The sequence below is a fragment of the Pseudomonas syringae pv. tagetis genome (assembly GCF_022557255.1).
GTDB lineage: Bacteria > Pseudomonadota > Gammaproteobacteria > Pseudomonadales > Pseudomonadaceae > Aquipseudomonas > Aquipseudomonas caricapapayae.
The window spans coordinates 3,483,138-3,507,092 of record NZ_CP092923.1 but is presented as its reverse complement, the minus strand read 5'-3'; the positions used below and the strand labels follow the sequence as shown (position 1 = coordinate 3,507,092).

Annotated in this window: 24 protein-coding genes and 2 pseudogenes; 13 read left to right on the top strand and 13 right to left on the bottom strand. The window is 58.6% G+C overall.

What is annotated here, in order from left to right:
* Positions 1-9 precede the first annotated feature (9 nt).
* The 7 genes from MME58_RS15570 to MME58_RS15540 all read left to right on the top strand — a co-directional run bounded on the left by MME58_RS15570 (position 10) and on the right by MME58_RS15540 (position 7,329).
* Positions 10-1,413, top strand: coding sequence for an amidase (locus MME58_RS15570; RefSeq protein ID WP_054988463.1), 1,404 nt, complete (start codon positions 10-12; stop codon positions 1,411-1,413).
* Between the two features lie 80 nt (positions 1,414-1,493).
* Positions 1,494-2,252, top strand: coding sequence for a DeoR/GlpR family DNA-binding transcription regulator (locus MME58_RS15565; protein WP_055007097.1), 759 nt, complete (start codon positions 1,494-1,496; stop codon positions 2,250-2,252).
* A complete protein-coding gene (locus MME58_RS15560) occupies positions 2,230-3,510 on the top strand; it encodes a Zn-dependent hydrolase (protein WP_054988465.1) in 1,281 nt (426 codons plus the stop codon). The genes MME58_RS15565 and MME58_RS15560 overlap by 23 nt, the downstream gene beginning before the upstream one ends.
* Before the next feature lie 9 nt (positions 3,511-3,519).
* The gene (locus MME58_RS15555) at positions 3,520-4,473 is read left to right on the top strand and encodes an aminoglycoside phosphotransferase family protein (protein ID WP_055007098.1); all 954 of its coding nucleotides are present in this window, start codon (positions 3,520-3,522) and stop codon (positions 4,471-4,473) included.
* Complete coding sequence (locus MME58_RS15550; protein WP_054988241.1) at positions 4,470-5,405, top strand: choline kinase family protein; 936 nt, start codon at positions 4,470-4,472, stop codon at positions 5,403-5,405. The genes MME58_RS15555 and MME58_RS15550 overlap by 4 nt, the downstream gene beginning before the upstream one ends.
* Before the next feature lie 137 nt (positions 5,406-5,542).
* Positions 5,543-5,803: a hypothetical protein gene (locus MME58_RS15545; RefSeq protein ID WP_054988242.1), complete on the top strand. Its 261-nt coding sequence runs from the start codon at positions 5,543-5,545 to the stop codon at positions 5,801-5,803.
* Positions 5,800-7,329, top strand: a complete 1,530-nt coding sequence (locus MME58_RS15540) for a sodium:solute symporter family protein (protein WP_054988243.1) — start codon at positions 5,800-5,802, stop codon at positions 7,327-7,329. The genes MME58_RS15545 and MME58_RS15540 overlap by 4 nt, the downstream gene beginning before the upstream one ends.
* A 22-nt stretch (positions 7,330-7,351) precedes the next feature.
* On the opposite strand, the pseudogene MME58_RS15535 reads toward MME58_RS15540, so the two are convergent.
* Together MME58_RS15535 and MME58_RS15530 are read right to left on the bottom strand one after the other, a co-directional pair.
* Positions 7,352-7,610: pseudogene (locus MME58_RS15535) on the bottom strand (type 2 periplasmic-binding domain-containing protein); the annotation flags it as partial.
* A gap of 107 nt (positions 7,611-7,717) precedes the next feature.
* Positions 7,718-8,554 (bottom strand): pirin family protein, encoded by an 837-nt coding sequence (locus tag MME58_RS15530; protein WP_054988244.1) that lies wholly within the window; start codon positions 8,552-8,554, stop codon positions 7,718-7,720.
* A 112-nt stretch (positions 8,555-8,666) separates the two neighbouring features.
* On the opposite strand from MME58_RS15530, the gene MME58_RS15525 reads away from it, so the two are divergent.
* Positions 8,667-9,578, top strand: a complete 912-nt coding sequence (locus MME58_RS15525; protein ID WP_055007099.1) for a LysR family transcriptional regulator — start codon at positions 8,667-8,669, stop codon at positions 9,576-9,578.
* Positions 9,579-9,608: 30 nt separating this feature from the next.
* On the opposite strand, the gene MME58_RS15520 is transcribed toward MME58_RS15525, so the two are convergent.
* The 7 genes from MME58_RS15520 to MME58_RS15490 form a co-directional block, all read right to left on the bottom strand.
* Entirely contained in the window at positions 9,609-10,058 is a 450-nt protein-coding gene (locus MME58_RS15520) for a helix-turn-helix domain-containing protein (RefSeq protein ID WP_055007100.1), read from the bottom strand.
* 281 nt (positions 10,059-10,339) lie between these two features.
* Positions 10,340-10,963, bottom strand: a complete 624-nt coding sequence (locus MME58_RS15515) for a PqiC family protein (RefSeq protein ID WP_054988247.1) — start codon at positions 10,961-10,963, stop codon at positions 10,340-10,342.
* Positions 10,960-12,639: a PqiB family protein gene (locus tag MME58_RS15510; protein ID WP_055007101.1), complete on the bottom strand. Its 1,680-nt coding sequence runs from the start codon at positions 12,637-12,639 to the stop codon at positions 10,960-10,962. Before MME58_RS15510 ends, MME58_RS15515 begins: the two co-directional genes overlap by 4 nt.
* Complete coding sequence (locus tag MME58_RS15505) at positions 12,632-13,246, bottom strand: paraquat-inducible protein A (protein WP_055007102.1); 615 nt, start codon at positions 13,244-13,246, stop codon at positions 12,632-12,634. Before MME58_RS15505 ends, MME58_RS15510 begins: the two co-directional genes overlap by 8 nt.
* The gene (locus MME58_RS15500) at positions 13,243-13,872 is read right to left on the bottom strand and encodes a paraquat-inducible protein A (RefSeq protein ID WP_054988250.1); all 630 of its coding nucleotides are present in this window, start codon (positions 13,870-13,872) and stop codon (positions 13,243-13,245) included. Before MME58_RS15500 ends, MME58_RS15505 begins: the two co-directional genes overlap by 4 nt.
* Before the next feature lie 257 nt (positions 13,873-14,129).
* The gene (locus MME58_RS15495) at positions 14,130-14,429 is read right to left on the bottom strand and encodes a protealysin inhibitor emfourin (protein ID WP_054988251.1); all 300 of its coding nucleotides are present in this window, start codon (positions 14,427-14,429) and stop codon (positions 14,130-14,132) included.
* A 31-nt stretch (positions 14,430-14,460) separates the two neighbouring features.
* Positions 14,461-15,531: a M4 family metallopeptidase gene (locus MME58_RS15490; protein ID WP_054988252.1), complete on the bottom strand. Its 1,071-nt coding sequence runs from the start codon at positions 15,529-15,531 to the stop codon at positions 14,461-14,463.
* 268 nt (positions 15,532-15,799) lie between these two features.
* Between MME58_RS15490 and MME58_RS15485 the strand changes: the two genes are divergently transcribed.
* Entirely contained in the window at positions 15,800-16,150 is a 351-nt protein-coding gene (locus MME58_RS15485; RefSeq protein WP_055007103.1) for a hypothetical protein, read from the top strand.
* 103 nt (positions 16,151-16,253) lie between these two features.
* Here MME58_RS15485 and MME58_RS15480 read toward each other — a convergent pair whose 3' ends face one another.
* Positions 16,254-16,571, bottom strand: a complete 318-nt coding sequence (locus MME58_RS15480) for an ElaB/YgaM/YqjD family protein (protein WP_003400563.1) — start codon at positions 16,569-16,571, stop codon at positions 16,254-16,256.
* A gap of 153 nt (positions 16,572-16,724) precedes the next feature.
* On the opposite strand from MME58_RS15480, the gene MME58_RS15475 reads away from it, so the two are divergent.
* The 3 genes from MME58_RS15475 to MME58_RS15465 all read left to right on the top strand — a co-directional run bounded on the left by MME58_RS15475 (position 16,725) and on the right by MME58_RS15465 (position 19,115).
* Positions 16,725-16,979 carry a hypothetical protein gene (locus MME58_RS15475; protein WP_054988254.1) on the top strand — a complete coding sequence of 85 codons (255 nt, stop codon included), beginning with the start codon at positions 16,725-16,727 and terminating at the stop codon, positions 16,977-16,979.
* A gap of 101 nt (positions 16,980-17,080) precedes the next feature.
* Positions 17,081-18,442 carry an MATE family efflux transporter gene (locus MME58_RS15470; RefSeq protein ID WP_055007104.1) on the top strand — a complete coding sequence of 454 codons (1,362 nt, stop codon included), beginning with the start codon at positions 17,081-17,083 and terminating at the stop codon, positions 18,440-18,442.
* Positions 18,443-18,464: 22 nt separating this feature from the next.
* Positions 18,465-19,115: a TetR/AcrR family transcriptional regulator gene (locus MME58_RS15465; RefSeq protein ID WP_055007105.1), complete on the top strand. Its 651-nt coding sequence runs from the start codon at positions 18,465-18,467 to the stop codon at positions 19,113-19,115.
* 16 nt (positions 19,116-19,131) lie between these two features.
* On the opposite strand, the gene MME58_RS15460 is transcribed toward MME58_RS15465, so the two are convergent.
* Positions 19,132-21,873 (bottom strand): beta-glucosidase, encoded by a 2,742-nt coding sequence (locus tag MME58_RS15460; protein WP_055007106.1) that lies wholly within the window; start codon positions 21,871-21,873, stop codon positions 19,132-19,134.
* Positions 21,870-22,112, bottom strand: coding sequence for a hypothetical protein (locus MME58_RS15455; RefSeq protein ID WP_054988258.1), 243 nt, complete (start codon positions 22,110-22,112; stop codon positions 21,870-21,872). The genes MME58_RS15460 and MME58_RS15455 overlap by 4 nt, the downstream gene beginning before the upstream one ends.
* A 570-nt stretch (positions 22,113-22,682) precedes the next feature.
* On the opposite strand from MME58_RS15455, the pseudogene MME58_RS27595 reads away from it, so the two are divergent.
* Positions 22,683-22,997 (top strand): annotated as a pseudogene (locus MME58_RS27595) (hypothetical protein); the annotation flags it as partial.
* Between the two features lie 37 nt (positions 22,998-23,034).
* Here the strand turns inward: MME58_RS27595 and MME58_RS15450 are convergent.
* The gene (locus MME58_RS15450) at positions 23,035-23,916 is read right to left on the bottom strand and encodes a glycoside hydrolase family protein (protein ID WP_055007107.1); all 882 of its coding nucleotides are present in this window, start codon (positions 23,914-23,916) and stop codon (positions 23,035-23,037) included.
* Positions 23,917-23,955 lie beyond the last annotated feature (39 nt).

Here is a 23,955-nt window from a genome sequence, read left to right as displayed (position 1 = left end):
CCATCGTCCATGCCTACTGTGATCGAAGCCGCCGCGCTCGTTCGCAAGGGCTGCATGACGTCGATACGCTTGACCGAGTTGTGTCTGGCAGCGATTGAAACCCACAATCCCACACTCAATGCATTTGGTGATGTCTACGCCGAAGTCGCGCTTGAACAAGCATGGAGCATGACGGCCGAACTGCAGCGTGGTCAGGTACGTGGCCCGTTACACGGCATACCTTTTGGTATCAAGGATCTTTTTTCGACGGCAGGTCTGCGCACCACACGAGGTTCGTTGACTGCTCTGGATTCGGTCCCTGTACAGGACGCGCCGATCATCCGCCGCCTCAAGGACGCTGGCGCGATCATTCTGGGCAAAACGGCGACTACCGAATTCGGCTGGACGGGTGCAAGTACGTCGCGGGTGTTCGGTAACGGGCGTAATCCCTGGGACCCGACACTCACCAGTGGCGGTTCCAGTTCAGGCTCGGCGATTGCCGTGGCCGCGCGAATGGTGCCTGCCACATTGGGTTCCGACGGGGGCGGCTCGGTGCGCATTCCCGGCTCGTTCTGTGGCGCGTTTGCCCTCAAGGGCACATTGGGGCGTATCCCGACCTGGCCTTGGTCGGCCACCGAAATGCTCAGTCACGCCGGGCCGATCACCCGAACCGTGCGTGACAGCGCGTTGCTGTTCGATATCCTGTCAGGGCCCGATCCGCTGGATCACCAAGCGCTGCCAGCCCCTGACGAGTCCTTTCTGGCGCGTTGCGATCAGCCGCTCGATCCGCTGCGTATCGGCTTCTGTCCGACCTTGTTCGACACGCCGGTCGATCCACAAATTGCCGCAGCGGTTGACGCTGCTGTGGGCAATATCGCCCGGTCCCTGCCCGTCACGGTAAGCACACTCAAGCCGGATTGGCAGGACCCGCTGGCGACGTTCGAAACCTTATGGGTCGCCGGGCGCGGTATTGCCTACGGCAAAGCGCTTGCGCAGCAGATGGAGCAACTCGATCCGGGCTTTGCCGACCTGATCAGGCGTTCTGCCCAGTACAGCCTGAGTGATTATCTACAGGCACTCCAGCAGCGCGCAGCCTTTGCCAACCAGGTTCATGCGCTGTTCGAGGATTACGATCTGCTGCTCATGCCGACGCTGCCGATCCTGCCGTTTGCCGCCGACGATGTGGCACCTGCCGGGTACACCGGACAGGATGGCGCTGTGCCATGGGCGCGCTGGACGCCGTTCACTTACCCTTTCAACATCACCGGTAACCCGGCAGCCAGTCTGCCCTGCGGATGGAGCGCTGGCGGGCTGCCCATTGGTCTGCAGGTGGTGGGGCCACGCTATGCCGATGCCCTAGTGCTGCAATTCTGTGCCGCGGTAGAGGCCATCGCGCCGTGGGATCAACACTTGCCACCGATTCTGGGGCAGTAAGTATGTCGCTCTTGCTTGCGGATCAACGGCCAACGGGCCCGGACACTGGAGTCGTTACTTTGCAACGGAATGTCACCCCTATGCTCAACCAGCCGCGTCTGGACGAAATCATGCGCCTGCTCGGCCAGCAACAGCGGGTCAAGGCGTCGGACCTTGCGCAATTGTTGTTCGTGTCCGAAGAGACTATCCGCCGCGACTTCAAGCATCTGGAAGAAGAGGGCCGCTTAAGAAGAATTCACGGCGGAGCGATTCTGCCCAGATCCAGCGAAGAATTGCCTTTACAGGAACGCAGCAGGCTCAAGCCCCGCGCCAAGGCGGGTATCGCTACACGCGCTGCGCAACTGGTCAGCGAGGGCATGGCGATCTTTCTCGACACCGGCACCTCGACCCTGGCACTGGCCCAGCAACTGACACGATTCAATCAGTTGAAGATCATCACCAACTCGCTGGACATCGCTCAGTTGATATCGCACCAGAGCGACAATCAGGTGCTGGTCGCGCCCGGCGATGTACGGCGCACCGACAATGCCTTGATCGGGCCGCACACGCTGGAATTCGCCCGACAGTTCCATTACGACATTGCATTCATGGGCATCGGCGGCATAGACCTGGACCTCGGGCTGATGGACTACCAGGAACCCGAGGCCATGTTGCGCAGGACGCTGGTCAGGCACTGCACGCGCAGCGTTGTGCTGGCCGACGACGGCAAATTCGGTCATCGCACCTTTATCAATACCCTGCCGTTTGCCGCGATCACGACCCTGGTCACCAATCGCACGTTATCCGACGAGTTTGTGACACGCCTGGAGAAAGATCATGTCGATACCCTCTACCCCTGAGCTGATCGAACCGGGTGCAGTCGATCTGGCAGCGTTCGAAGCCCTGTTTCGGCAAAGCTCGGCCATTGGCGCGACGCCCGCGGGCGGCCTGCACCGGCTGGCGGCATCGGCCGAAGACGGTCGGGTGCGCGACCTGTTTCGGGACTGGCTGAACGAGCATGGGTTTGAAGTGCGTGTCGATGCGATTGGCAACATGTTCGGTCTCATGACGTTTGATCCCGACGCGCCGTATGTGCTTTGTGGCTCACACCTGGACAGTCAGCCGAGCGCAGGGCGTTTCGACGGCGTATACGGTGTGCTTGCCGGTGCTGTGGCGGTGTCCGGTCTGGCGCGGCAACTGCGTGAGCGCGACGAAACCCCGTGCTGCAATCTGGCGGTCGTCAACTGGACCAACGAGGAGGGCGCACGCTTTCAGCCCAGCCTGATCGGCAGCGGCGTATTCACCGGCGCTCTGGCGCTGGACACTGCCTGGGAAAGCCGTGACGGGGATGGCATCCGTTTGAAGGATGCGCTGCAGGCCATCGGCTATCTGGGTAATGATCACGTCGATTTGAATATCGCCGGGTATGTCGAAATCCATGTCGAGCAGGGCGCTGGCCTGGAAAGCAGCCAGACGGCGATCGGTGTGGTGCGGGAAACCTGGGCCGCGCTCAAACGACGGGTGCGCTTCGACGGCGAGCAGAACCACACCGGCCCCACGCCGATGGCCGCTCGCCGGGATGCGTTGCTGGCTGCCGCACACACCATTACGGCGGTGCGTGAAGAGGCCGGACAACACGGCCTGCAGATGCACAGCTCGGTAGGGCGTATAGAGGTTTACCCCAATTCACCCAATGTCGTGCCGTCGCGGGTGTCACTGCTGATCGAGTACCGATCCCGCGACGTCGACCTGCTCAGTGCTGCGGCATGGCGCCTGGATTCCACGCTGCACGCTATCGCTGACAGAACCCTGACCGGGTTTGAAGTGGAAAGCAGCGTATTGCGTCCGCCTGCAAGGCTGCATGAAGGGTTTGCGGCACTGGCGCACTCGGTAGGCGTCGAGCTGGGTTTGTCGACCGCCGACAGCCAGACCGTCGCCGGCCACGATGCAATCAGCATGAACCGTCACTATCCGGTGTGTCTGCTGTTCATCCCCAGCAGCAATGGCGTTTCCCATAACGAGGCCGAATACACCAGCGATCAGGATATGCGCAACGGTTTGCGCATGCTGACTGGTTTGCTGTATCGGGCTTGCAGCTCATCCCATTCGTTTCGTTGAGGGTCGACCATGTCCTATGCCGACGACTTGACCGCACGCCTGCTCGGCGCACTGGCAAACTGCGGGTTCGACGCCGACGCTGACACTGCTGTCGTCACTCAGGGTGTTGCATCACCCTCCAGGCTGTCGACCGAGTGGAAGGGGTTTCGGGTAAACGCTGCGCAGGGCGGTGTATACGCAAAGGTGCTGCATGCCGACATGGCGCAATTGATCGATATCGAGCGTGCGGCGCAGGCCAGCGAATATGCAGGCCGCACGGGTGCCGCGCCGCGCTTGCTGGGCACCGACAAGGCCAATGGCGTGCTGATCTTCGAAGACCTGGGTGTGAACTGGCGTGCTGCCCGGCTTGATGACCTGCTCGCGCCGGGCCGGCTTCAGGTGCTGTGGGCGCTGAAACGGCAGGTCCATGCCGGTCCTCCGCCTGATTTTGTGCGCTCGCCGATGGCGGATATCGAGCGGCTTCGCGCGCTGTGCGAAGGTGACAACGTTGCACTGCCAGCCGAACACCAGTGGATCGACCGTTGCGTCGACATGGTCTGGCAGGCGTTACAGTCCCGCCCTGTGCCGGCAGTTCCGGTGCATGGCGACGGCGTGGCCAGCAACGTCATGGTGTCAAGCGAAGGCCGGTTGCGCCTTGTGGATTTTGACTATGGCGGCTGCACGGACCCGTGGTACGACGTTGCGATCACCCTTAATGAACTTTATTCGTTCGAAAGCCAGTGGCGCGAAGGGATCAGCGCCTGGGCCGGGCAATGCATGGAAGTCGATTATGCCGTCTGCAGGCTGTATGCACTGATCAACGACTGGTATTGGACATTGTGGGGGCTCTGGGCGGGTACGACGTCCTCACGGCCACTGGAGTTTTCCAAAGTCGGGCAATGGACATTGCTGCGTTGTCGGCAGTGCGTTCAGGACCCGCGGCTGGAAGGCTGGATGCGTCAGGTTCAAGAGGGTAGAGCATGAAAACGTTAGGGCAGTCCGTGAGTACCCAGGAGCAACAGCTGGAAGCCGCAGTGCGCAGTATCGACAGCTGGCGGGGACGACGCGTCGGCTACGAGCCGGTCAGCGGCGGTATCTCCAACACCAACTGGCGGGTCGAGGTCGAGGGTGCCGATACGGCTTATTTTTTCAAGGTGCCGGGTGCCGGTACAGAAATGTTCATCGACCGCTACACCGCTCACGAAGCCAGTGTGAAGGCCGCGCAAACCGGCTATGGCGCGCCGGTGTTTGCGTTTCTCGAAGCATTCGGTGTCGAAGTGTTCGAGTTCATGGAGGGCTGGCGCGCATCGTCCAATCATGACTTCCTGCAGCGCGACATACGTCACGGTGCCTTGCACGGACTCAAGGCGTTCAATGATCAGCCACTGCTGAAACAGACCAAGACAGTGTTCGACATGATTGCCGAACACCAGAGCCAGGTGGCCGAACTACAGGGCGTCAAGCCTCTGGACGATGATTGGCTGTGCTTGCAATATCAGCGTGCGAAAGCTGCTTTGCAAGCCTCCGGAATTGATTTGGCGCCGTGCATGAACGACACGCTGGCCGGCAATTTCATGCTCAACGCGGATCGTCAGATTCGCCTGGTAGATTTCGAATACGCCTCCAATAACGATCGCCATTACGAGCTGGCGCTGTGGTTCGGCGAGATGTTTTTCAGCGACGACATGGAGCTGGCGCTGCTCGAGGATTACTTCGGTCAGGTCAGTGTGCAAACCATCGCGCGGATCAAGCTCAACAAGGCTCTGGCAGATATCAAATGGTCGACCTGGGCGATGGTCCAGCATGCGGTGTCGCAACTGGACTTCGATTTCTACAAGTACGGCACCTGGAAGCATATGCGCGCGCGCAGCATCATCAATGACTCGCACTGGGAGACCTGGTTGCGGCAGGCATGAACCGTCTTTTCCAGTCATACCTGTAACAAGCACTGCCACTAATAAGAAAGTAGCGGGTGACCGCGTGTTCCTTTTACTGCTTGAGTTTTATCCGATCACTTATCCATAGCCCGATCCTGAAATTCAAGGAGCACTCCATGAGTAACGTTCCGTCCTCTGAACATCCCGGCCGCCTGAAAAATCTGGTGTTCGCCCTGTACTTCTTCGCGCTGTTGATGATGGCGCTGTTTCCACCGTTCTATCTCAAGGTCAGCGGCAGCACGGTTGTGGTGCTCGGTATTCCATTGCCGATCTTCTACTGGATTCTGATCGCCGTGCTCATGGGGCTGGGCCTGTGGATGCTCTATGTGATCGAGTCTCTGCTGGGTGAAATTCCACAAGAGGGGGACGGGCAATGATCAGCACGGCCACGGTTTCGGACCTGTACATTACATTCGGCCTGATTGGCGTGTTCCTGGCGGGCATGATCGCAGTGCTGTACGCAACAAATCGCAAGAGCGAGAGCTTTTCCGACTACGCGGTGGGCGGCCGTTCCTACGGTCCCTGGTTTATCGCCATGTGCTACACCAATTCCTGGTGGCCGGGCGCTACCTTCACGGCATTCTTTGCCCTGTCTGTCGGCGGCGCACTGGGCTTTTATGGCATGGTCTACGCCACGCTCGGGGTAACGGCCATGTACCTGATGGCCAATCGTGCCTGGACCTGGGGCAAGCGTTTCAACCTGACCACCCAGCCGGATTTGCTGGGCATGCGTTTCAACAGCCCGGTAGTCAAACGCATCGCATCGATCATCGGCATCATCTCGGTATTCCCCTGGGTAGTGATGGGTATTCAGGCCCTTGCAACCCTCTTTCAGTTCGCCAGCTTTGGCCGCTGGGGCGTCACCACCTGCCTGCTGGTCGGGGTGGCAGTGATCCTGATCCGCCAATACTGGACGGTGAGCATGGGCATGCGCGGCCTGATCATGACCGATATGTATCAGGGGCTGATCGCCTATGTGCTGTGCGCCGCGCTGTGCATCTTTCTGCTGTTCGGCGCTCAGGCATCGTTCGCCAATCTGTCAGAGTTGCCCGCCAGCATGCTGGTGATTCCAGGCGGACCTGGCAGTACCTATGGGCCGATGTATATGTTCAGCCTGATCTTTACCGGCGTGATCGGCTCGATGTGCTGGCCCATGAGCTTTCAGCGTATCTACACCGCCAGCGGGGTGCGCTCGGTGAAGAAAGGCACGCTGCTGACCATCCTGCTGGTAGGTGGCTTTTACGGCATTCTGATGCTGTTCGCCGCCGCGATCAGCCAGGACCCGAACGTGGCCGCGCATCCGCAGCACGGCTGGTTTCTGTCATTGTTCGACATTGGCGGGCCGTGGTTGCTTGGGGTGGCAATCATGATCGTTCTGGCGGCCAGTATCGGCCATGTCGACGGCTGTGTTCAGGTGTGCGGCACGCAGTTTGCCAATGATCTGGCGACGTGGAGCAAGCCGCGTACCGATCGCGAGAAGACCGTTCTTGCCAAAGCGGGCATGGTGATTTTCATTGCGGCGGCGTCATTGCTGGCTTACCTGACCTTCGACTATGCCCGCCTGCAATTGCTGGCGCAGATTTCCTACCAGGGCATCATCCAGTTGGCCGTGCCGCTGTTTTTCGGGGTCTTCAGTCGGCGTGGCAACAAGCAAGGCGCGATCGCCGGCATGCTGGTGGGGATTGTGATCGCCATCGTGCTGACCACGATCTACCCGGATGACATCCCTGCACTGGGCTCGTTGACCAGTGGCATCGTCGGTCTGATCTTCAATGCGGGCATTTTTGTGGTGTGTGCCATTGCGATCAAACCGAGTGCGGAAGAAGTCAGACGCGTCGACGAGTTATTCGCCATGGCGGCACCAGCGCGTCGCAGCGCCGGCCCTGTTGTGGCGATGAGCTGAAGCCGCATGTGCCCAGCACGGCTCAGCGGGCATTGATAAAGTCGATGAAGGCCTTGAGCGGCGAGGGCAGATAGCGGCGTCCTGGATAGTACAGATACGGCCCGGTGAAACGCTGCCACCAGGGGTCGAGTATCGGTTCCAGTGCGCCGCTGTCCAGATGAGTGCGTAACCAGTCCTCGAACCGATGGACAATGCCCAATCCGTCGATGGCGGCCTGCACGGTCAGATCGAAAGCACCCTGTCCTGACCGTCAGCGGGCCCGTCGGGTCGACCTTGACGGTTTAGCCGTCACATCCAGGGCCGATTCCACTTCGCCAAGCGCAGGCAAGATGCGCTCCATCAGTTTGGCACCCGCCTCGGTCGGTGCCACGCTAATGCCGTTGGGCAATCAGAGCCTGCCTTGCTCGCGCAGCAATGAGCCTATCCGCTCTATTTCCAGTTCGCCCTGAGCAAGCGCGGCTTTACTGGTGTGCACTGAGTAATAGCCTGTGACCAGGTCGTGCGGGTGCTTGACTGCTGATCCCAGCACAAAATGGGTGTCGCCTTTTGCGACAAAATCGATAGGGCGATCCGACTCCTCGAAAACGGCCAGTTCGCTAGCGCTGATCGGGCCGCCTGCGTCCAGATGGCCGCTGTTGATCGCCAGCCAGCCGACCGTATGACCCGCAGGCGGCGTGTAGCGCCAGTGCTCGCCATCTTTAAGCTGGACGGCCAGATAGTTCATGCCCTCAGGTGCCGGCAGGCTGCTTCTTGCGGCGCCGTAACGACCGAGCAGCACCTTCGCCGGACCTTGTTGCGTCACCTGCGAGGCGGCCAGATAAACGCTTTGCGCAGGGCCGTTTTCTTGCGCTGCGGGCAAGGCTATCCATAGCTGAAAGCCTGTAATCGGAGCGTCGCTTACCGGCTGGGCGTCATGCAACACGCCATTGCCTGCGCTCATCCATTCCACACCGCCGTCTGGCAATATGCCGGATTTTCCGGTGGTGTCTTCGTAGGCCAGTTCGCCTTCGATCATGTAGGTCAGCGTTGCGATTCCGGAGTGAGGATGCATGCCGAAGCCCTTTTTCTCCGGCTCGGGCTTGAAGCCGAATTGGTCAAGAAATACGAAGGGCTTCAACAATTGTCCCAGATCGCCTGGACTCATGAGGCGAGTGATCGGGCCTCTGCTTTTGCCGGTAGTGCGGCGGATGATGGCGCGTGGCCGGATGCTGACAATGGTGTTCATAGCGTTGTCCTCTGGGCTTTGATGCCTGAGCGCAAAGAATAAGCCTCTTTGGATTGCTTGATTAGTCGGTATAGTTGGTTTGGACTCATCCATAAATAGAAGGAATTTGACCGTGGCGCTCGATCTCAATGATGTCGCCCTGTTTGTGCAGGTTGTGCGCAGCGACAGCTTTGCGCAGGCGGCGAGGCATTTGGGGATGCCCTCCAATACGGTCAGTCGACGGATCCAGCAGCTGGAAACACAACTGGGCACTCGATTGTTGCAGCGTTCGACACGCAAGCTGGTTCTTACTCAGGCGGGGGAGGACTTCTACGAACGCTGTGTGGGCGCTGTCGATGGTTTGATGGACGCCGGGGAGCAAATTATTTCAGGTGGTGAGGAGCCTGGCGGTCGGCTGCGTATCGCCGCGATGGCAGATTTTTTCGATTTTTTCTCGATGGAGTGGCTGGCCGATTTTCTTGCCCGGTATCCACGGGTGCAGGTGGAGTTCGTGCTCAGCGATGACCGCGCCGACCTGATCGCAGACCGGCTGGACATCGCGTTTCGCGGCGGGCCCTTGCAGGATTCGGGCTACGTAGGGCGTCAACTGATCGAAGAAGGACATGACTGCATGGTTGCCAGTCCGTCTTACATCGCCACGCACGGTATGCCGGATTCGCTGCACAGTCTGCACGGGCATTACTGTGTGAGCACGGCGTACCCTGGCGGGAGCACTGTCTGGCGACTGCGCGGGCCGGACGCGAAAATGCATGAGGTGCAGATTGCCAGCCGATTCAATGCCAACACCGCGCAGGCATTGCGTAAAGCTACCTTGGCAGGGCTTGGCATCGCGCTATTGCCGGCGATTCTGATCCGCTCGGATCTTCGCGACGGGCGACTGGTCCCGGTGCTGGAAGAGTACCAGCGCACCAGTCACGGCCTGCATGTTCTCTATCCCAGCCGGCAACATTTACCGTTGGCGGTATCGGCATTCATGGAGCTGGTGATGGAAAAACTCAGGGACAAGAGGTTTCCGGCGCAATGAGCCGCTCTGGCTGAGCGCCGCATGTCGCCGTTACCTCAATCCGGAGGTCATGTAGATCAGCCGGACAGTCGCAACGGTAATTGCCTCTGCGTCGTTCTTGATATTTTCCAGCTGATCGCTGTCCACATTGCTGTCGCCTGCGTTTGATTCAATCAGGCGGGTGAAGTGGTAAAGGTTCTGAGTCACGTCGTGCAGGTTGCCATGCAGGCGTGCAACCACACGGTTCAAAGGGGCGCAAGCCGGGCTGTCTGCAGCTGTGGACGAGGGGACATTTCGTGCAGTGCTGAGGCCGGTCACCACATAGGCAACATCCACGCCTGCGTCCGAGATGCTCGACAGGTAGTCCGCCCGGGGGGAACGCACACCGTTTTCGTAGTTGCCCTGAGCGTTGGTTTCTACGCCGCCTATCGCGCCCAATGCGCTTTGCGACAGCTTGAGGCGCAGCCGTTCCTTTTTGAGCCGTGGTCCGATCCCTGTCATCCGTTTGTCCTCGATAGACTGTCCACGAAAAGCCTGGGGCTTGTCGCAACAATCAGGGTTAACAAGCGTTTCTGGCATTCACCGGTAAGACCCTCTCGCGTGCCCGACACGTTGCGTATTCAGGGCGATCAGGTACTAACGTGCCAGACAGGCGGAAGAGTGTACGTATGAATCACACCGGGTGATACATTTTTGTACTGAATTGAACGATTTCGAGCAACGATTCGGGAGAGGGATTTGAGCTGTGACAGGGAGGTCTTTTCGCAGACCTCCCGATCGCCTTACAGGCAGCGAGAAGCTGTCCGGGCTGTCCAGCTCGCGGCGGTGGCGGCGATCTTGTCAGCTAACCGGGACACGGCTTTCTGGTGGGCAATAATCAGGTTTTCCATGCCTTCACCCGCCTGCTCGCGTATCACACTGCTGCACGTCAGGCTTTGCCGCTTGCTGCCAGCGGTGGCACCTGCATCGCGAAGACCCAGTGTCCATACCACGTCAATCAGCGCGTAATTGCCAGGCATCGACTCGAAGCGCCGCACATCCGTACGGATCGACAACACGGGTTGATCGCTGTTTTTCGGCAGGCCGGCCATGTCGCGGCTGCCGAAACGACGTTCAAGTTGCGGAGTCAGCGCATCGTGAAACTCATCACCCAGCGGTGATCCCCAGCGTTCGGTGTCCAGAATCGCCAGGCTGCCGTTACCCTGACGAACCACCAGCGGCGGCTGATCGACCTGCACCGGCATGATGACCGGCAGCATCTCGAACTGGAACGGCATGGGGCTGGCCGCTGCAGGACTGGTCGCGGCCATCGGCGCGATCAGGGTGTAATAGTGGGTCTGCGTCGATGTGCAGGCACCCAGGCCCAGTGCTGCGGCGAGTACCACCAGTTTCAGGCGCAAGGTCATTGTTTTGGCTCCAGATCGATGGCTCGGGATGAGGACGGGGCGTTGAACGAGCGCGGGGCAGCATCGCCCGTGCGGCCGCGAATCAGCGATTCAGGATGACGGCTGAGGAAGTCGGTCAGTACCCTGACCGAACGCGCGGTACGTTGTACTTCATCCAGTGCCTGACCCAGCTGTTGACGCGCAGGTGAATCTTCAGCGAACGAGTCGTTGGCGGTGCCCAGGGTTTTCTCGGCCTGTTGCAAGGTGCCACGCATCTGCGGCAGGACGCTGCTGTTGACCTGTTTGAGGGTTTTCTGCAGCTCGCTCAGCGTACCGTTGAGGTTGCCAGCCAGTTGGTCGATTGGCAACTTGCTGAGCTTCTCGACAAACGCCTGCAGTTGTTCCTGCAGCTTGTCGAAGCTGCCGGGCACCGTCGGAATTTCCAGCGGCCGGGCCTTGGCGTTGAATGCCACTTTAGGTGCCTTCGGATCGAACTCCATGGCGATGTACAACTGCCCGGTCAGCAGATTGCCGTTGCGTACCTGGGCCCGAAGTCCGTTCGCAACAAATGCCCCCAATACCCTGGCAGACTGCTCCTCGTCATCACCTGTACCCCCGAGCTCCTTGAGTTTGGTCTCGGCGGCTCCCAGACGCTTGGGATAGATCACCGCGCCAACGATGCCGGGGAAAGTCTTGGTAGCCGGATCGTAGTCCAGGTCAACCGACACGACCCTGCCGATATTGACGCCCAGAAAGTCCACCGCAGCATTTACGGTCAGGCCGCGAAGCGATTGGTTGAAACGCATGCGAATGTAGCGTGGCTCGCCATCCGGAGGTGCCATCGCTGTGGTCTGGTCATCGAATATCTTGAATTCGGCGTTCTCGTCGGCCAGTTTCGCATCAGGGCTCCAGTTGGGCTCGCGGAAGGCGATGCCGCCGGAGATGATCGAGGTCAGGGACTGGGTATTGACCTTCACTCCCGACGCGCCGACCGTGATGTCCACACCGCTGGCGTTCCAGAAGCGTGTGTCGGTCGTGATGTATTGATCGTTCGGCGCATTGATGAAGATCTGAATGTCGACCCCGCGACCGTCCTTGGAAAGCTCGTAGCCAACCACCTGACCAACCTGGATGCGTCGATAGTAGATAGGCGAGCCAATATCCAGCGAGCCCAGATCATCGGTATGCAGCTTGAAGCGCTTGCCTTTTTCACCGAACGTGACGGGGGGCGGCGTTTCCAGACCGGTGAAGCTGGTTTTGGTCTCCTCGGAACTGCCAGCGTCGGCACCGATGAAAGCACCTGACAGCAGAGTGTCTACGCCCGATACGCCGTGGGCGCCAATCCGCGGTCGCACGACCCAGAACTGACTGTCGACTCTCGTGAACGGCGTGGCGCTGGTGTTCAGGTCGATGCTGGCCAGGACATGCGTACGGTCTTCACTGAGGGTGATATCCGTGACCATGCCGATGATCACGTTTTTGTATTTGACCTGCGTCTTGTTGGCTTCAAGGCCTTCTGCGGTCAGGAAACTCACGGTGATTTTCGGGCCGATGTTCATCCAGTCATGCAAGGCCATGGAAACACCGATGACCGCTGCAATGATCGGCACCAGCCAGATCAGCGAGACGCGCAGGCGACGACGTTTGACTTCAGGGCGTGGCACTGAAGCAGGTGGGGGGAGGGTACTGTCAGACATCTTCAACCTCTGCGTCCCAGATAAGCCGGGGATCGAAACTCATGGCGGCGAACATCGTCATCACCACTACCAAGCCAAAAAACAGAATACCGATCCGCGGCTCGATGGTGCTGAGCTCGCGAAACTGAACCAGAGACGCCACCAGCGCCACAACCAGCACATCGAGCATCGACCAGTAGCCGATCAGTTCGATGAAGCGGTAAAGACGTGCGCGCTCGCGCATCGCCCAGGTGCTGCGGCGCTGACAGGTGATCAGCAGCATGCCCAGTACCAGGAACTTGATACAGGGCACCAGAACGCTGGCGACGAAAATCAGGATGGCAATGTCCCAGGAACCGCTTTCGAAGAACTCCAATACACCACTCATGATGGTGCTTTCGCTGCGGTTGCCCAGCAGGTTGGTGTACATCACCGGCAGCACATTGGCTGGAATGTAGAAAATCAGTGCGGCGATCAGATACGCCCAGGTGCGCCTGATACTGTTGGGCTTGCGCCTGTGCACCGGTGAATCACAGCGCGGGCAATGAGCGGTGCCCTCCTGGCAGGCATAACCACAGGTATGGCACAGACAGAGCTTGTGTTCGTGGGCGAAAGGGATGCCGTTCATTGCGGCTGTACTCCCAGTTCATCCCATAACCGGCGGATGTCCTTGTTGGCTATCAGCAGAATCAGCACCATCAACATGGCCATCGCCCAGAGCCCGACACCGGGATGCACATCGAGCATGCCGGACAGCTTGATGATCGCCACCAGAATGCCGAGCATGCACACTTCGAGCATGCTCCAGGGCCGCAGGTGTTCCAAGGCGCGCATGCAGGTTCTGAAGCCGGGCGCGATGATGCCCCTGTGCGCGTGCACCAGCACCCAGAAGAGCAGGGCGATCTGCAGGAGAGGTGCAAGGATGATCGACAGACCGGCGACCAGCGCAATGATTGTGATCCGTCCCTGAGCCAGCGCTTCAACCGATTGCCAGAGCGTCACCTCGTTGGTCAGCCCCTTCATGCTGATGCTGATCACGGGGAAAATATTGGCGAATATAAAGAGCATGGCTGCGGCGATGGTCAGCGCCAGTAACTGCTCGATGGTCATTCGGTGGCCGCGACCCAGCAGCGCCTCGCAACGAAGACAGAATGCTGCTTCACCGGGCTTCAGCGGTTGCGCTTCGTACAGCGAGTCGCAATGCTCGCAGATGATCAGGCCAGGAGAGTCTTCAGTTGGATGCACAGTGCTCATCGACGCCATTGATGCAGAGGTGGGTGAGAACGCGAAGCACGAAAAGATACCTCGTTAACGGCAATGTAAAGCGTTTTTTTTGTACTGGCCACGCAACATACCGGTACAAATCATTGACCGCACCGGCAGTGGGTGGTTCACATGTCATAGAGCCATTATTCCATGCAGAAACCATGAGGGCGAATTTGTCGGCACCGATGCCTTCAACAGGCCGTTAAAAGGTATCGGTGCCTCCAGGCTGTTCGGGCAGGCCTGTCTCAGAGCTTGCCGGGCTTCACACGCTGCTTGAGAAACCCGAGCAACTGGCGGGCGGACGCTGGTACGTTATGTTCGTCGAACGTCAGGCAGATTTCTCTGGCCTCATCCTCGATGGTGATCTCGTATTGATTCAGATCCCGCGCGTCTTCATTAAACGCGCTGGCGGACTGGTTCAGGCCGCTATCACTTACCAACCGCTGCAATTGCTCTGCTTCCGGCTGTTCAAGGGTTGCCGTATCGACTTCACAGCGTTTGACAGCGCCCGCAAAACCTCCGGATTGCACTAGACAGACCTTCATTTCAAGCACCTTTGTGGTGGTTACGCCTCGGCTACACCTTGACCCCGACTTCTTTCCAGGCTGCCTGCACGGCTTTTTTGGCTTTGGGGCCGAAGCGCGGGTCCGAAGCGATTTTTATGCTGGCTCTGGCGCAATCGACGAATTGGCTGTCAGAGGCCAGCTCCAGCATCGTTTCATACCAGATTCTGCCCGCCACTTCCCAGGCATTTCCGCCGAGCGCCTTGGCGGCCAGCACGAATGCCCGGTTGGGAATGCCCGAGTTGATATGTACGCCGCCGCGATCCTTGGCACCGGTGTACAGGTCGGCCATCGTTGCCGGTTGTGGGTCGTCGCCCAGGTCGGGGTCGTTGGAATAGGCGGTGCCGGGTTTTTCCATATCGCGAATGCCGCGTCGCGTCGGCGCAGGCACCAGCAATTCCTTACCCACCACCCAGTCCGACTCGGCGGCGCTGGTGCCCTGTTTCCATTGACGAACCAGCATGCCGAAGACATCGGCGAAATGCTCGTTCAAAGCTCCCGACTGCCCCCGGTAATCCAAATTGGAGGTGAAGCTCTGTACGCCGTGCGTCAGTTCATGGCCTATTACTTCAAGGCTGCCGGTGAAGCGCTTGAAGACCAGGTCATCACCGTCACCGTAGGCCATCTGGCTGCCATTCCAATACGCATTGCTCAGCGGCACATGGTCACCATTGAAGTCCACCTCGGCAACATGCACGGTCGATACCAGCGACATACCGCTGTCGTCCAGCGAATTGCGCTCGAACAGCTCTGCGTAGAAGTCGTAGACGTCGCCAGAACCATCGTAGGCTTCATCGGTTGCCTTGTCGCCAGTCGGCGCCTGACCCTCTTTGCGAGCGACAGCGCCTGGAAGGTCGTCAGTACCTTTGGCATCGTGGATCATTCGGTGCTTTCGGCCGTCGGGCGATTTGATTGCGTGCATGGACGGCATGCTTCGAGCGGACAGACGAGACGCGAGGAACGCGGAACTGCTCGTCAGGTTGGCGATGGCCCGGGTGCTGACCAGGGTCTTTGGAGATTGCGCCATACGCTCGAGCATGTAAGGCGGAATGAAGCAATGTAGTGGGTTTCGGTCGTCGCACATGATGAACTCCTGTTCTAATGCACCGATGGCGGCAAGCCACCGATCAACATGGTCGCAGGCGTTTGACACTTCATGTCACGTTAATGTGCGAAGAAATATCCGATTACATGACCAGTGATGGCGAGAAAATATAACTGATTGTTGCGAAAACCCTGTGTGGCCAGCGCTTCAGGGCATTTGAGCAGGCATGCGACACCTCGACACACTCCGTCAACGGACCTCGGGGGAATGATAGACTCGCGCCACTTCAGACGAGGAGCAAACCTACGTGCGCAAGACGGTAATGATAATAGTGGTACTGGCGCTGGCTGGATGCGATGCAGGCAGTTCGCGTGCGCCCGGCAGGGAAAAAGCCCAGGATGCGGCTGTTACTGCTCCGGTCTCCACGCCACGATGGTTCATTCAGATGAATTCACGCGAGGCGGTCAGCGATACCAGCGCCTGGTTGCTCGAACGCAGCTACGCGCCGGTGATCGTGGACGTTGATGGTAAGCAGCAAGTATTGATCGGGCCTTATGAAAGCCAGGCGCAGGCCGAGGAACAGCGCGTGGCGCTGCAGGTCAAAGTCACGAAGTCTCACCGGTTTGCGGAGCCTTCGGTCGTGCAGCACGCCCGGTAAGCGTGACTTCAGGGATACACCATCTTTACAGAGTCAGTGCATCAAGCCTCGCGAGTCTGTAAAAAGACCCGCGATGCCTTTTTTAGCTTTTAGCGGCAGTCGATCAACGGCGACCCAGCAGCAGGCCTACGACCAGCCCGAAGCCCGCAGAAATAGCCACGGTCTGCCAAGGGTGACCACCAATGTAAGTCTCGGTCGCTTCGACAACCGGTTTGGTGCGGTCGCGTACGCTAGCCATCGAGTCCAGTGCCTGCTTCAGCTTGACGCTCAGTTGCGCACGCAGCGTTTCCGCTTCTTCGCCAACCAGCGCAGCACTTTCCTTGAGCAGTTTGTCGGATTCTTCGATCAGTGCCTGAAGGTCACTGAATGCCTGATCCTTGATTTGATCGGCAGCTTGTTGAGCAGGGGTCTTACGAGCCATGGGTTTCTTCCTTTCAAGTGATGGCAACAGTGATCAATGGAGTCTCGTGCATCCTGAAAAGTTGCAATTGCTTGAGCGACCTGACGCAAGACTCTGCAAGGAATGCCTCCAGGGGGTGTAAGATGCAGCCGTTTTTAGCCGTAGGTGACTGTGATGAGTTTCAATCTGGCCAATCGGCCGCTCCCCGAACGTACCGCACTCGAAGACGAAAAATCCCGCCTGTTCGACCTCTGGCAGAGCAATCTTGGCAAGGCCAAGGGTGAGGCTGCACGCTTGATGGGCGAGCGCGCCAAGCGCAAGGGCAAGTGGTCCGAATGGGTACGCTCCGAGCTGGACACAATGAGCCCGCCGGAATACGCCAACATGGTTCGCAGTGAAGTGAATCGTCTGGTCGCGGCGAGCAAGTAGCCAGCAACAGCCCCTGGCACACAGAAGGATTCCCCCGTTCCTTATGCACATGCGTGGGAACGTCTTGCATGCCAGGCTGATCAGGCCTTTTGAGAACATTGATGGCCCAAGCCAGTGCAAGATTTACCCAAGGCAGCGTAGCGCGCCACATTGTTCTTACCGCCAGTGCCAGTGCCTTGAGCCTGTTCGCGATTTTCCTCGTCGACATTCTGACACTGGTCTACGTATCGATGCTGCATGACCCGGTGCTGCTGGCAGCGGTGGGCATCGCCAAGGTACTGATTTTTTTCAACAGTGCGCTGGCAACCGGTCTGATCATCGCAGCGACTTCAGTGCTGTCGGAACGCATCGGCCATCGCGCAGCGAAGTCGATACCTCGGCTGACGGGTAGCCTGATGCTGATGGTTCTTATGGTCTGCGGTCTGGCGGCTGCCGTGCAGTTGGCGCTGGTGGTCCCGATTACTCACTGGCTGGGTGCCGAGGCGGCCACTTACGAGGCAGCACGCAGTTTCATCTGGTTGACACTGCCCTTTACCGTGCTGCAGGCGGTGATGCAGATGTCGGCGCAGATGCTCAGAACCACCGGTGATAACCGCCGGGCGCTGGCGGTTGTGCTGTCGGCTGCCGCCACGCTGGCGGTCGCGGACCCGTTATTCATCTTTGTACTGGACCTGGGGCTGAAGGGGGCCGGCGTTGCGTTCGCCGTTTCGGCCTTTGTTTCAGCCTGCATCGGCGTGTATTGGGTTCGCTGCCGCCTGGGCATGGTCTTCACACGCAATCTGAAGCTGTTGCGCCTGCACGTCTGGCGCACCTTCAGGCTTGCGCTTCCCGCAATGGCGGCAAATCTGGCCACACCTGTCGGTTTGGCTTATCTTGTGGCCTCGCTTTCGGCATTCGGTACCTCCGCTTTGGCCGCCATGACGGTGCTGGACCGGGTCCTGCAGTTTTCCTATTGCGCTTTTTTTGCCCTGCCGGGTGCGCTTGCGCCGGTGCTTGGCCAGAATATCGGTGCGAACCGGGATGATCGCGTGCGCTCTGCGGTTGTCTTCACCCGCAAACTGGTGGTTTGTTACGGGCTGGCTGTCTGGCTGATGCTGGTGCTGTGCGGCGGCATGATTGCCGATCTCTACCAGTTGGGGGGCGATGCCCGCGCTGTGTTCCTGGCCTTTTGCGTATGGGGCGGCGGACTCTGGGTGTTGATTGGTCTGGATTTCGTCGCCATCGCCGTGTTCATCACCATGAACAGGTCGTGGTGGGTGGCGGTATTTGCTTGGCTCAGGGCAACGGCGGGTACGGTGCCCTTTGTATTTGCCGGCATTCACTGGTTCGGCAGCAGCGGCGCGTTGCCCGGCATGTTTGCTGGCAATGCGCTCATCGCACTGATCTCCATCACCACGGCTTCGCTGACGGCGAAGCGGTTTTTCACCAGCAGGGCTCCGGTCACGAGCATCGGGGCGCATTGAATCAAGGCGTTATCAGGTTTTTATGGTCATCGAAGAATCAGGGAATGAGTCCGAAGAAACAGCCGCGCCCAAACGCCGTCGTGCGCCCAAGGGCGACATGCGCAGAAAGGCCTTGCTGGATGCCGCCACGGTTGTTTTCGCCAGAGACGGCTATTCGAGTGCGTCAATGCGCGAGGTTGCATTGCTGGCCGGCATCACCACCGTCGGGTTGCTGCACCATTTTCCCAACAAGGAAGCCTTGCTCGCTGCGTTGCTGGAGCGCAGGGATCAGCGAGTCACGTCACGGTTTCAGGATCTGGTTACCGAACCGACGCTTGAAGGGTTTCTGAAATTCCTCAAGCTGAGCATGAGCTTTAGTATCGAAAATGCCGACGAATGTCAGGCGGCGTTACTGATGAACACTGAAAGCCTGTCGAAGTCGCATCCCGCATGGACGTGGCACCACGAGCGATTCCAGCTGACTCACGAGCATGCTCGGGGTCATCTGCAAGCGTTGGTCGACGCGGGCGAGGTGCGTACCGATATCAATGTCAAAGCCCTGGCCCAGGAAATTTTCTCGGTCATGGACGGTTTGCAGATTCAGTGGCTGCGTAGCCCGCAAGACGTCGATGTCATGGCGGTTTTCGATATCTATGTGCAGCGCCTGGGAAGGGATATCAAGGCTCATCCCTGAGCCTTGACGAGGTGCATCAGTAAGTCTGTGTCGCGCTGACCTGTACTGCCTTGCGCAGTGGCAGCGGCAGCGGGTTGCTGTCGCGAGTGGTCAGTTTTTCGGGGTACAGCGTGATCAGCGTCCTGTTCAGCGTCAGGTTCTCCGAGTTTGCACCCACGAGAATCTTGAACTTCCCGGCGTCAACGTCCCAGCTCGCGGTCTTGTCGACGTAGTAGGCCAGCGAACGCGAGTCTATCGGTACGCTGACAGTCTTGCTCTCGCCGGGCTGCAGGTACACCTTGGTGAAGCCCTTGAGTTCCTTCTCCGGACGGTCCACGGCAGGATTGACCGGCTGCACATACAGTTGTGCAACTTCGAAGCCTGCCTTGTCGCCGGTGTTGGTCACGGTAAATTTGACATCGATCGTCGAGCCTGGCGTGAGCACATTGGTCGACAGTTTCAGGTCGCTGTAGCTGAACGTGGTGTAGGAAAGGCCATAACCGAAGGGATAAAGCGGCTTGGCGTGCTTTTTGTCATACCCGCGATAACCCATGTACAAGCCTTCGCTGTAGGTCATTTCAGTCAGGGCATTGTCACCGCGATAGGCGGCAGGGTCCGGGTAAGAGGCATAGCTGGGGTTATCCTCGATCTTCTTGTCGATCGTGACCGGCAGCTTGCCCGATGGGTTGACCTTGCCATAAAGGATCTCGGCCAGCGCCTGACCGCCTTGCTGGCCTGGGAACCAGGCTTGCAGCGTCGCGCCGACCTTGTTCGCCCAAGGCTGCATGTTGGCTACGCCACCGCCGTGCATGACGACGATGGTATTAGGATTGGCCTTGGCGACGAAGCTGATCAGTTCGGCCTGTTGATCAGGCAGATCGAAGCCGTGGTCGGAGCCTTCGCCTTCGTTTTCAGACGTGGTCCCTGTAGCCACCACGACGGCATCGTATTTCGACAGGTCCTTTGGTGGACGCAACGAAGCCCAGCTCATCTGCACGCCGGTCAGGCCGCCCAGCACCGGGATGAAGTTGCCCTGTATACGCTGGTATTCGAGCTTCACGTTATACGTCTTGCCAGCCGACAATGACGCGGTTTTCCCCGACGTTGTCAGCGCATTCACGACGTCACCGGAGTAAGGCACGCCGTCGCTCTGCAGCACCAGTTCATCGTTGACCCAGAGCTTGTACGGGCCGTCTGCCCGCACTTTGAATACCTGCGCGCCCGAGACTGTCGGCTTGATGGTCGTGGTGAACCGTGCCGAGAATGCGCCGGCTGTCGGGCTGAAGCCGGACACCGCCGTGCTGCCTGCGTTGGTGGCGTTGGTGCCGGTGGCCCAGTTCAGGTTCAAGCCTGGCTCGACGCGCGTCAGCACCGGGTCGCCGGAAAAGCTGGTGTTGGAGAAGTATTCGGCTTTTACCCCGGCATTACTGATCCCGTTGTCGCCGGTTGCCGGCTGATACCACACCGAGCTGGTCGGATTCAGGCTCATCTCCGAGAGGTAGGTCACATCGGCGCTGCTGGACGCCAGTTGCTGCAGGCCGCTCAGTTCGGTCACATAGCTGTTGGGCGGCGAGTTGGCGGTGCCGAAAGGTGATGCCGGTACATCATGCGCCCAGTTGCCGATGACGGCGATCTTTGCCGAGCGTGCCAGCGGCAGCAATGGCTTGCCCGCAGCGGTGTTCTCGTTGCGCAGCAAGACGATGGATTCGCGCGCCGTATTCAGCGCCGCGCGCATGCCGTACTCGGGGTGGTCCAGGGTCTTGGCGGTGTTGAGGTTTTCCTGGAGGTCGTAGCTGACAATAGCGCGCAGGTTGCGTTTGACCTTGTCGTCGATCACGTTCTGGGTCAGTTGCCCGCTCCACAGGTAAGGCAGGAGTTTGGCTTCGGTGAACTGAAGGCCTGAGGGCATGTCGATGTCGGTGCCGGCCCACGCGCCCTTGAACGCATCGTGGATGGCGTTGAAGTCACTGATGACCATGCCCTGATAGCCCCATTCGCCCTTGAGCACTTCAGTGATCAGGTGATGGTTTTCACAGGCGTAGTCGCCGTTGACCTTGTTGAAACCACACATGATCGAGGCCACGTTGGCGTTCTTGACCATCGATTCGAAGCCTGGCAGGTACAGCTCGCGCAGGGTGCGCTCATCAACCTTGACGTCGACTGCCTGGCGGTTGGCTTCCTGCTCGTTGGCCAGATAATGCTTGCCACTGGCCTGGATACCCTGCGCCTGGATGGCGTTGACGATCGCAGGTGCCAGCACTGCACCGAGGAACGGGTCCTCACCGCTGACGTACTCGGCCGAACGACCGTTGTAAGGCGTGCGATACAGGTTGGCACCTGGCGAGAGCATCTGTTGACCGCCGGAGATTCTTGTCTCGTAAGCGATGGCCAGGCCGAACTCCTTGGCCCGGTTGATGCTCCAGGTCGCCGCCAGCGCGGACTGCGACGGGTACTGAGCGCCAAACGTGGCGTTGTTGACGTGCACGCCCATGGACGAGTCATACGCCACGGTGCCCTTGATACCCCACTTGAGCAGGGAAGGGATCATGTGGCCGTCGTTGACGCGGGTGAAGTTGATCTTTTCCGACTGATTCATGTTGTCGAGAATCGAGCTGACGCGCGCTTCGACTTCATTGCCGGTCGCTGGGGTAACGGCAGCGAGCGCAAGGTTGGCCTGCATGACGCTGAGCGTCAGCAGGCTCAAGCCCAATGTGTGTTTGAAGGCTGACAGGGCAAGTGTCCTTCTGGTCGATGTAATCGGTTGATAGAGGCTGTTCATGGGCGTTGCGCCTGTACCGGGGCGTCATCGGTGTCTACTGGTGCATCGAGCAGGGAGGACGAGCTCTGCTGCCTGGCTGGGCTGATCTTGTCGGCACCCGACAACTGATCGCGTTTGGCTTCAACCTGCACTCGACTCTGTTGATCGGACCCTGTGGTGGTGGCGGCAGACGTTGAGTCCGCTGCCAGCGTGGACACACTGTGCGCACACAAAAGTACTGCACTGAAAACAGACAGCATGGTTCTAGTCATCGATTGAATCTCGATTAATGGTTTGCAGGAGGAAACAGGCGGCTGTGGCAATGACACATCGCTTGGCTGAACACTCAGTCCGGCGCGAGCGTAAAAAGTTCACCGGCCGATAAAGTATTACCAAGACTGTTTTTATTAAATAATGTCAGTTGGCCATGCATCATTATTTATGAAAGTAATTCAGCGGATTTAGTGATTTTTACAGAGTTAATGGCTAATTATTGCTATTTTCAGCCATAAAATTCCATGGATTACATTTATATTGGCGTTTAATTGCTTTTTTCTAAACCTAACTGTAATTAGGTTTAAGGTTCTGTTAAGCTTTTGATCCTGCCATTACTGCACAAATTAAAAGCGGATTAGTGAGCAGTAAAGTACATCCGTCCATCACTATTGAGTGGTGATTCAGTTGTTTTCTTAATGCGCCTGAAGCGCAACTTTTAATAAAAAAAGATTAAATCTCTTTTTGCCAAAGAACGTAGCGTTCGGCGTGTTGCCTCTTTCAGGGTTTAAACGCTTATTGTTGATGTCGGCAAGAACGATAATGGTGTTCCGCGGGTGTGTTGTTCAGGCTTCATTACGTTAAAGGCAAATGCGGTGAGTGACGAAAATCCGCGCGTTGATCTTGCTGTCTTGAGCATCGTCAAGCGCCTGTGCGTGAGCAAGCCCCAAAAGCTGACTTTCGGGCAGATCTACAGGGAGCTGGTGCGTGCCCACTCCCGAGCCCCTGCAATCCGTGCGTGTGTCACGACAGTCGACACTCTGGTCAGGGAGGGCCTTCTGATCTCGGCAAAAGTTCTGGAAGCCGATCAGTCATTTCCCTATACGCAACACATCATCAGTGGCCTGACCGAGATAGGCGCGGCTTCGCTTGCGGGCTGCGAAGACGCCTTGAGCAAGCCTCGCGGGATCACTCGCTGTGCGGCAGCGAGAGGTAGTACTGACCCAGCTCGGTCAGTTGACCTTCGTTGTTCAACAGGCTGGAAAAGTGCGGGTCGGGGTTCATCCGGCCAGTGAACCAGGCATACCTGAATACATCTGCGCGCTGCTCGAGCGTGGCGACCATATCGGCCATCTGCTGTTTCTGCTTTTCGACTGAGTCAATCTGCATTCCGTCATCCAGCGCGTGCCAATTCGCGAACTCGGTGACCCAGAAGGGTTTTCCGTACTTCGACAGTCTGTCGAGCATTCCCGGCAAACCATAGTCGTACCAGTGAAACGCCAGATAATCGATGCGCGGATCCCGACCCTGGTTCATGGCCCGGTACGCTGTGTAGAAGGCATCGAGCCACACCACCGGGTCGCCGTAGCCCGGCATGGTTCCCCAATTCATCGCCGGGCCCACCAGTTTTACTCCGGTCTGAGCTGCGATCTGTTCCAGCCTAGGCCAGAAGCTGGCCGCTGCCTCCGGCGTCAGGTTGGCCTGGTCGAGCAAATTGGGTTCATTGATGACCAGCAGGTAGTGAATGGAGGGATGGGCCAACAGGTATTGTTTCAACTGGCCGTCGTCGAGGTTGTCGTTCCACACCATCGGGATGAAATCCACGCTGTACGTCGAGGCGTAATCGTAGGACGCCAGGCGGTCGTGAGCCTTGGGGCTCCAGTTGTACCACCAGCTCACGCCTGACGACAAAGCGCTCAGGTCGGCAGGCAGGGCGACGTCATAGGCGATGCCGCGTTTGGCACTTTTTTCGGCCGCGCATGCCGGCGCACTGGACAGACCGAGCGTGAATGCGAAAAGGATGAGAGCGGGCAGGTGACGGAATCGTGCTGGCAGCTTTTGCAGAGTCATTGGCAGATCTTCCTTGAGCGTGAAAGGGGCGCAGAGCGT

Coding starts and splice junctions, on each gene's coding strand:
- MME58_RS15490 (WP_054988252.1), bottom strand. CDS start 15,531: ATGTGCGACGACCGAAACCCACTACATTGCTTCATTCCGCCTTACATG.
- MME58_RS15480 (WP_003400563.1), bottom strand. CDS start 16,571: ATGGCTCGTAAGACCCCTGCTCAACAAGCTGCCGATCAAATCAAGGAT.
- MME58_RS15450 (WP_055007107.1), bottom strand. CDS start 23,916: ATGACTCTGCAAAAGCTGCCAGCACGATTCCGTCACCTGCCCGCTCTC.
- MME58_RS15505 (WP_055007102.1), bottom strand. CDS start 13,246: ATGAACGGCATCCCTTTCGCCCACGAACACAAGCTCTGTCTGTGCCAT.
- MME58_RS15545 (WP_054988242.1), top strand. CDS start 5,543: ATGAGTAACGTTCCGTCCTCTGAACATCCCGGCCGCCTGAAAAATCTG.
- MME58_RS15475 (WP_054988254.1), top strand. CDS start 16,725: ATGAGTTTCAATCTGGCCAATCGGCCGCTCCCCGAACGTACCGCACTC.
- MME58_RS15515 (WP_054988247.1), bottom strand. CDS start 10,963: ATGACCTTGCGCCTGAAACTGGTGGTACTCGCCGCAGCACTGGGCCTG.
- MME58_RS15500 (WP_054988250.1), bottom strand. CDS start 13,872: ATGAGCACTGTGCATCCAACTGAAGACTCTCCTGGCCTGATCATCTGC.
- MME58_RS15550 (WP_054988241.1), top strand. CDS start 4,470: ATGAAAACGTTAGGGCAGTCCGTGAGTACCCAGGAGCAACAGCTGGAA.
- MME58_RS15560 (WP_054988465.1), top strand. CDS start 2,230: ATGTCGATACCCTCTACCCCTGAGCTGATCGAACCGGGTGCAGTCGAT.
- MME58_RS15455 (WP_054988258.1), bottom strand. CDS start 22,112: ATGCTGTCTGTTTTCAGTGCAGTACTTTTGTGTGCGCACAGTGTGTCC.
- MME58_RS15570 (WP_054988463.1), top strand. CDS start 10: ATGCCTACTGTGATCGAAGCCGCCGCGCTCGTTCGCAAGGGCTGCATG.
- MME58_RS15470 (WP_055007104.1), top strand. CDS start 17,081: ATGGCCCAAGCCAGTGCAAGATTTACCCAAGGCAGCGTAGCGCGCCAC.
- MME58_RS15510 (WP_055007101.1), bottom strand. CDS start 12,639: ATGTCTGACAGTACCCTCCCCCCACCTGCTTCAGTGCCACGCCCTGAA.
- MME58_RS15540 (WP_054988243.1), top strand. CDS start 5,800: ATGATCAGCACGGCCACGGTTTCGGACCTGTACATTACATTCGGCCTG.
- MME58_RS15465 (WP_055007105.1), top strand. CDS start 18,465: ATGGTCATCGAAGAATCAGGGAATGAGTCCGAAGAAACAGCCGCGCCC.
- MME58_RS15495 (WP_054988251.1), bottom strand. CDS start 14,429: ATGAAGGTCTGTCTAGTGCAATCCGGAGGTTTTGCGGGCGCTGTCAAA.
- MME58_RS15520 (WP_055007100.1), bottom strand. CDS start 10,058: ATGACAGGGATCGGACCACGGCTCAAAAAGGAACGGCTGCGCCTCAAG.
- MME58_RS15565 (WP_055007097.1), top strand. CDS start 1,494: ATGCTCAACCAGCCGCGTCTGGACGAAATCATGCGCCTGCTCGGCCAG.
- MME58_RS15460 (WP_055007106.1), bottom strand. CDS start 21,873: ATGAACAGCCTCTATCAACCGATTACATCGACCAGAAGGACACTTGCC.
- MME58_RS15555 (WP_055007098.1), top strand. CDS start 3,520: ATGTCCTATGCCGACGACTTGACCGCACGCCTGCTCGGCGCACTGGCA.
- MME58_RS15530 (WP_054988244.1), bottom strand. CDS start 8,554: ATGAACACCATTGTCAGCATCCGGCCACGCGCCATCATCCGCCGCACT.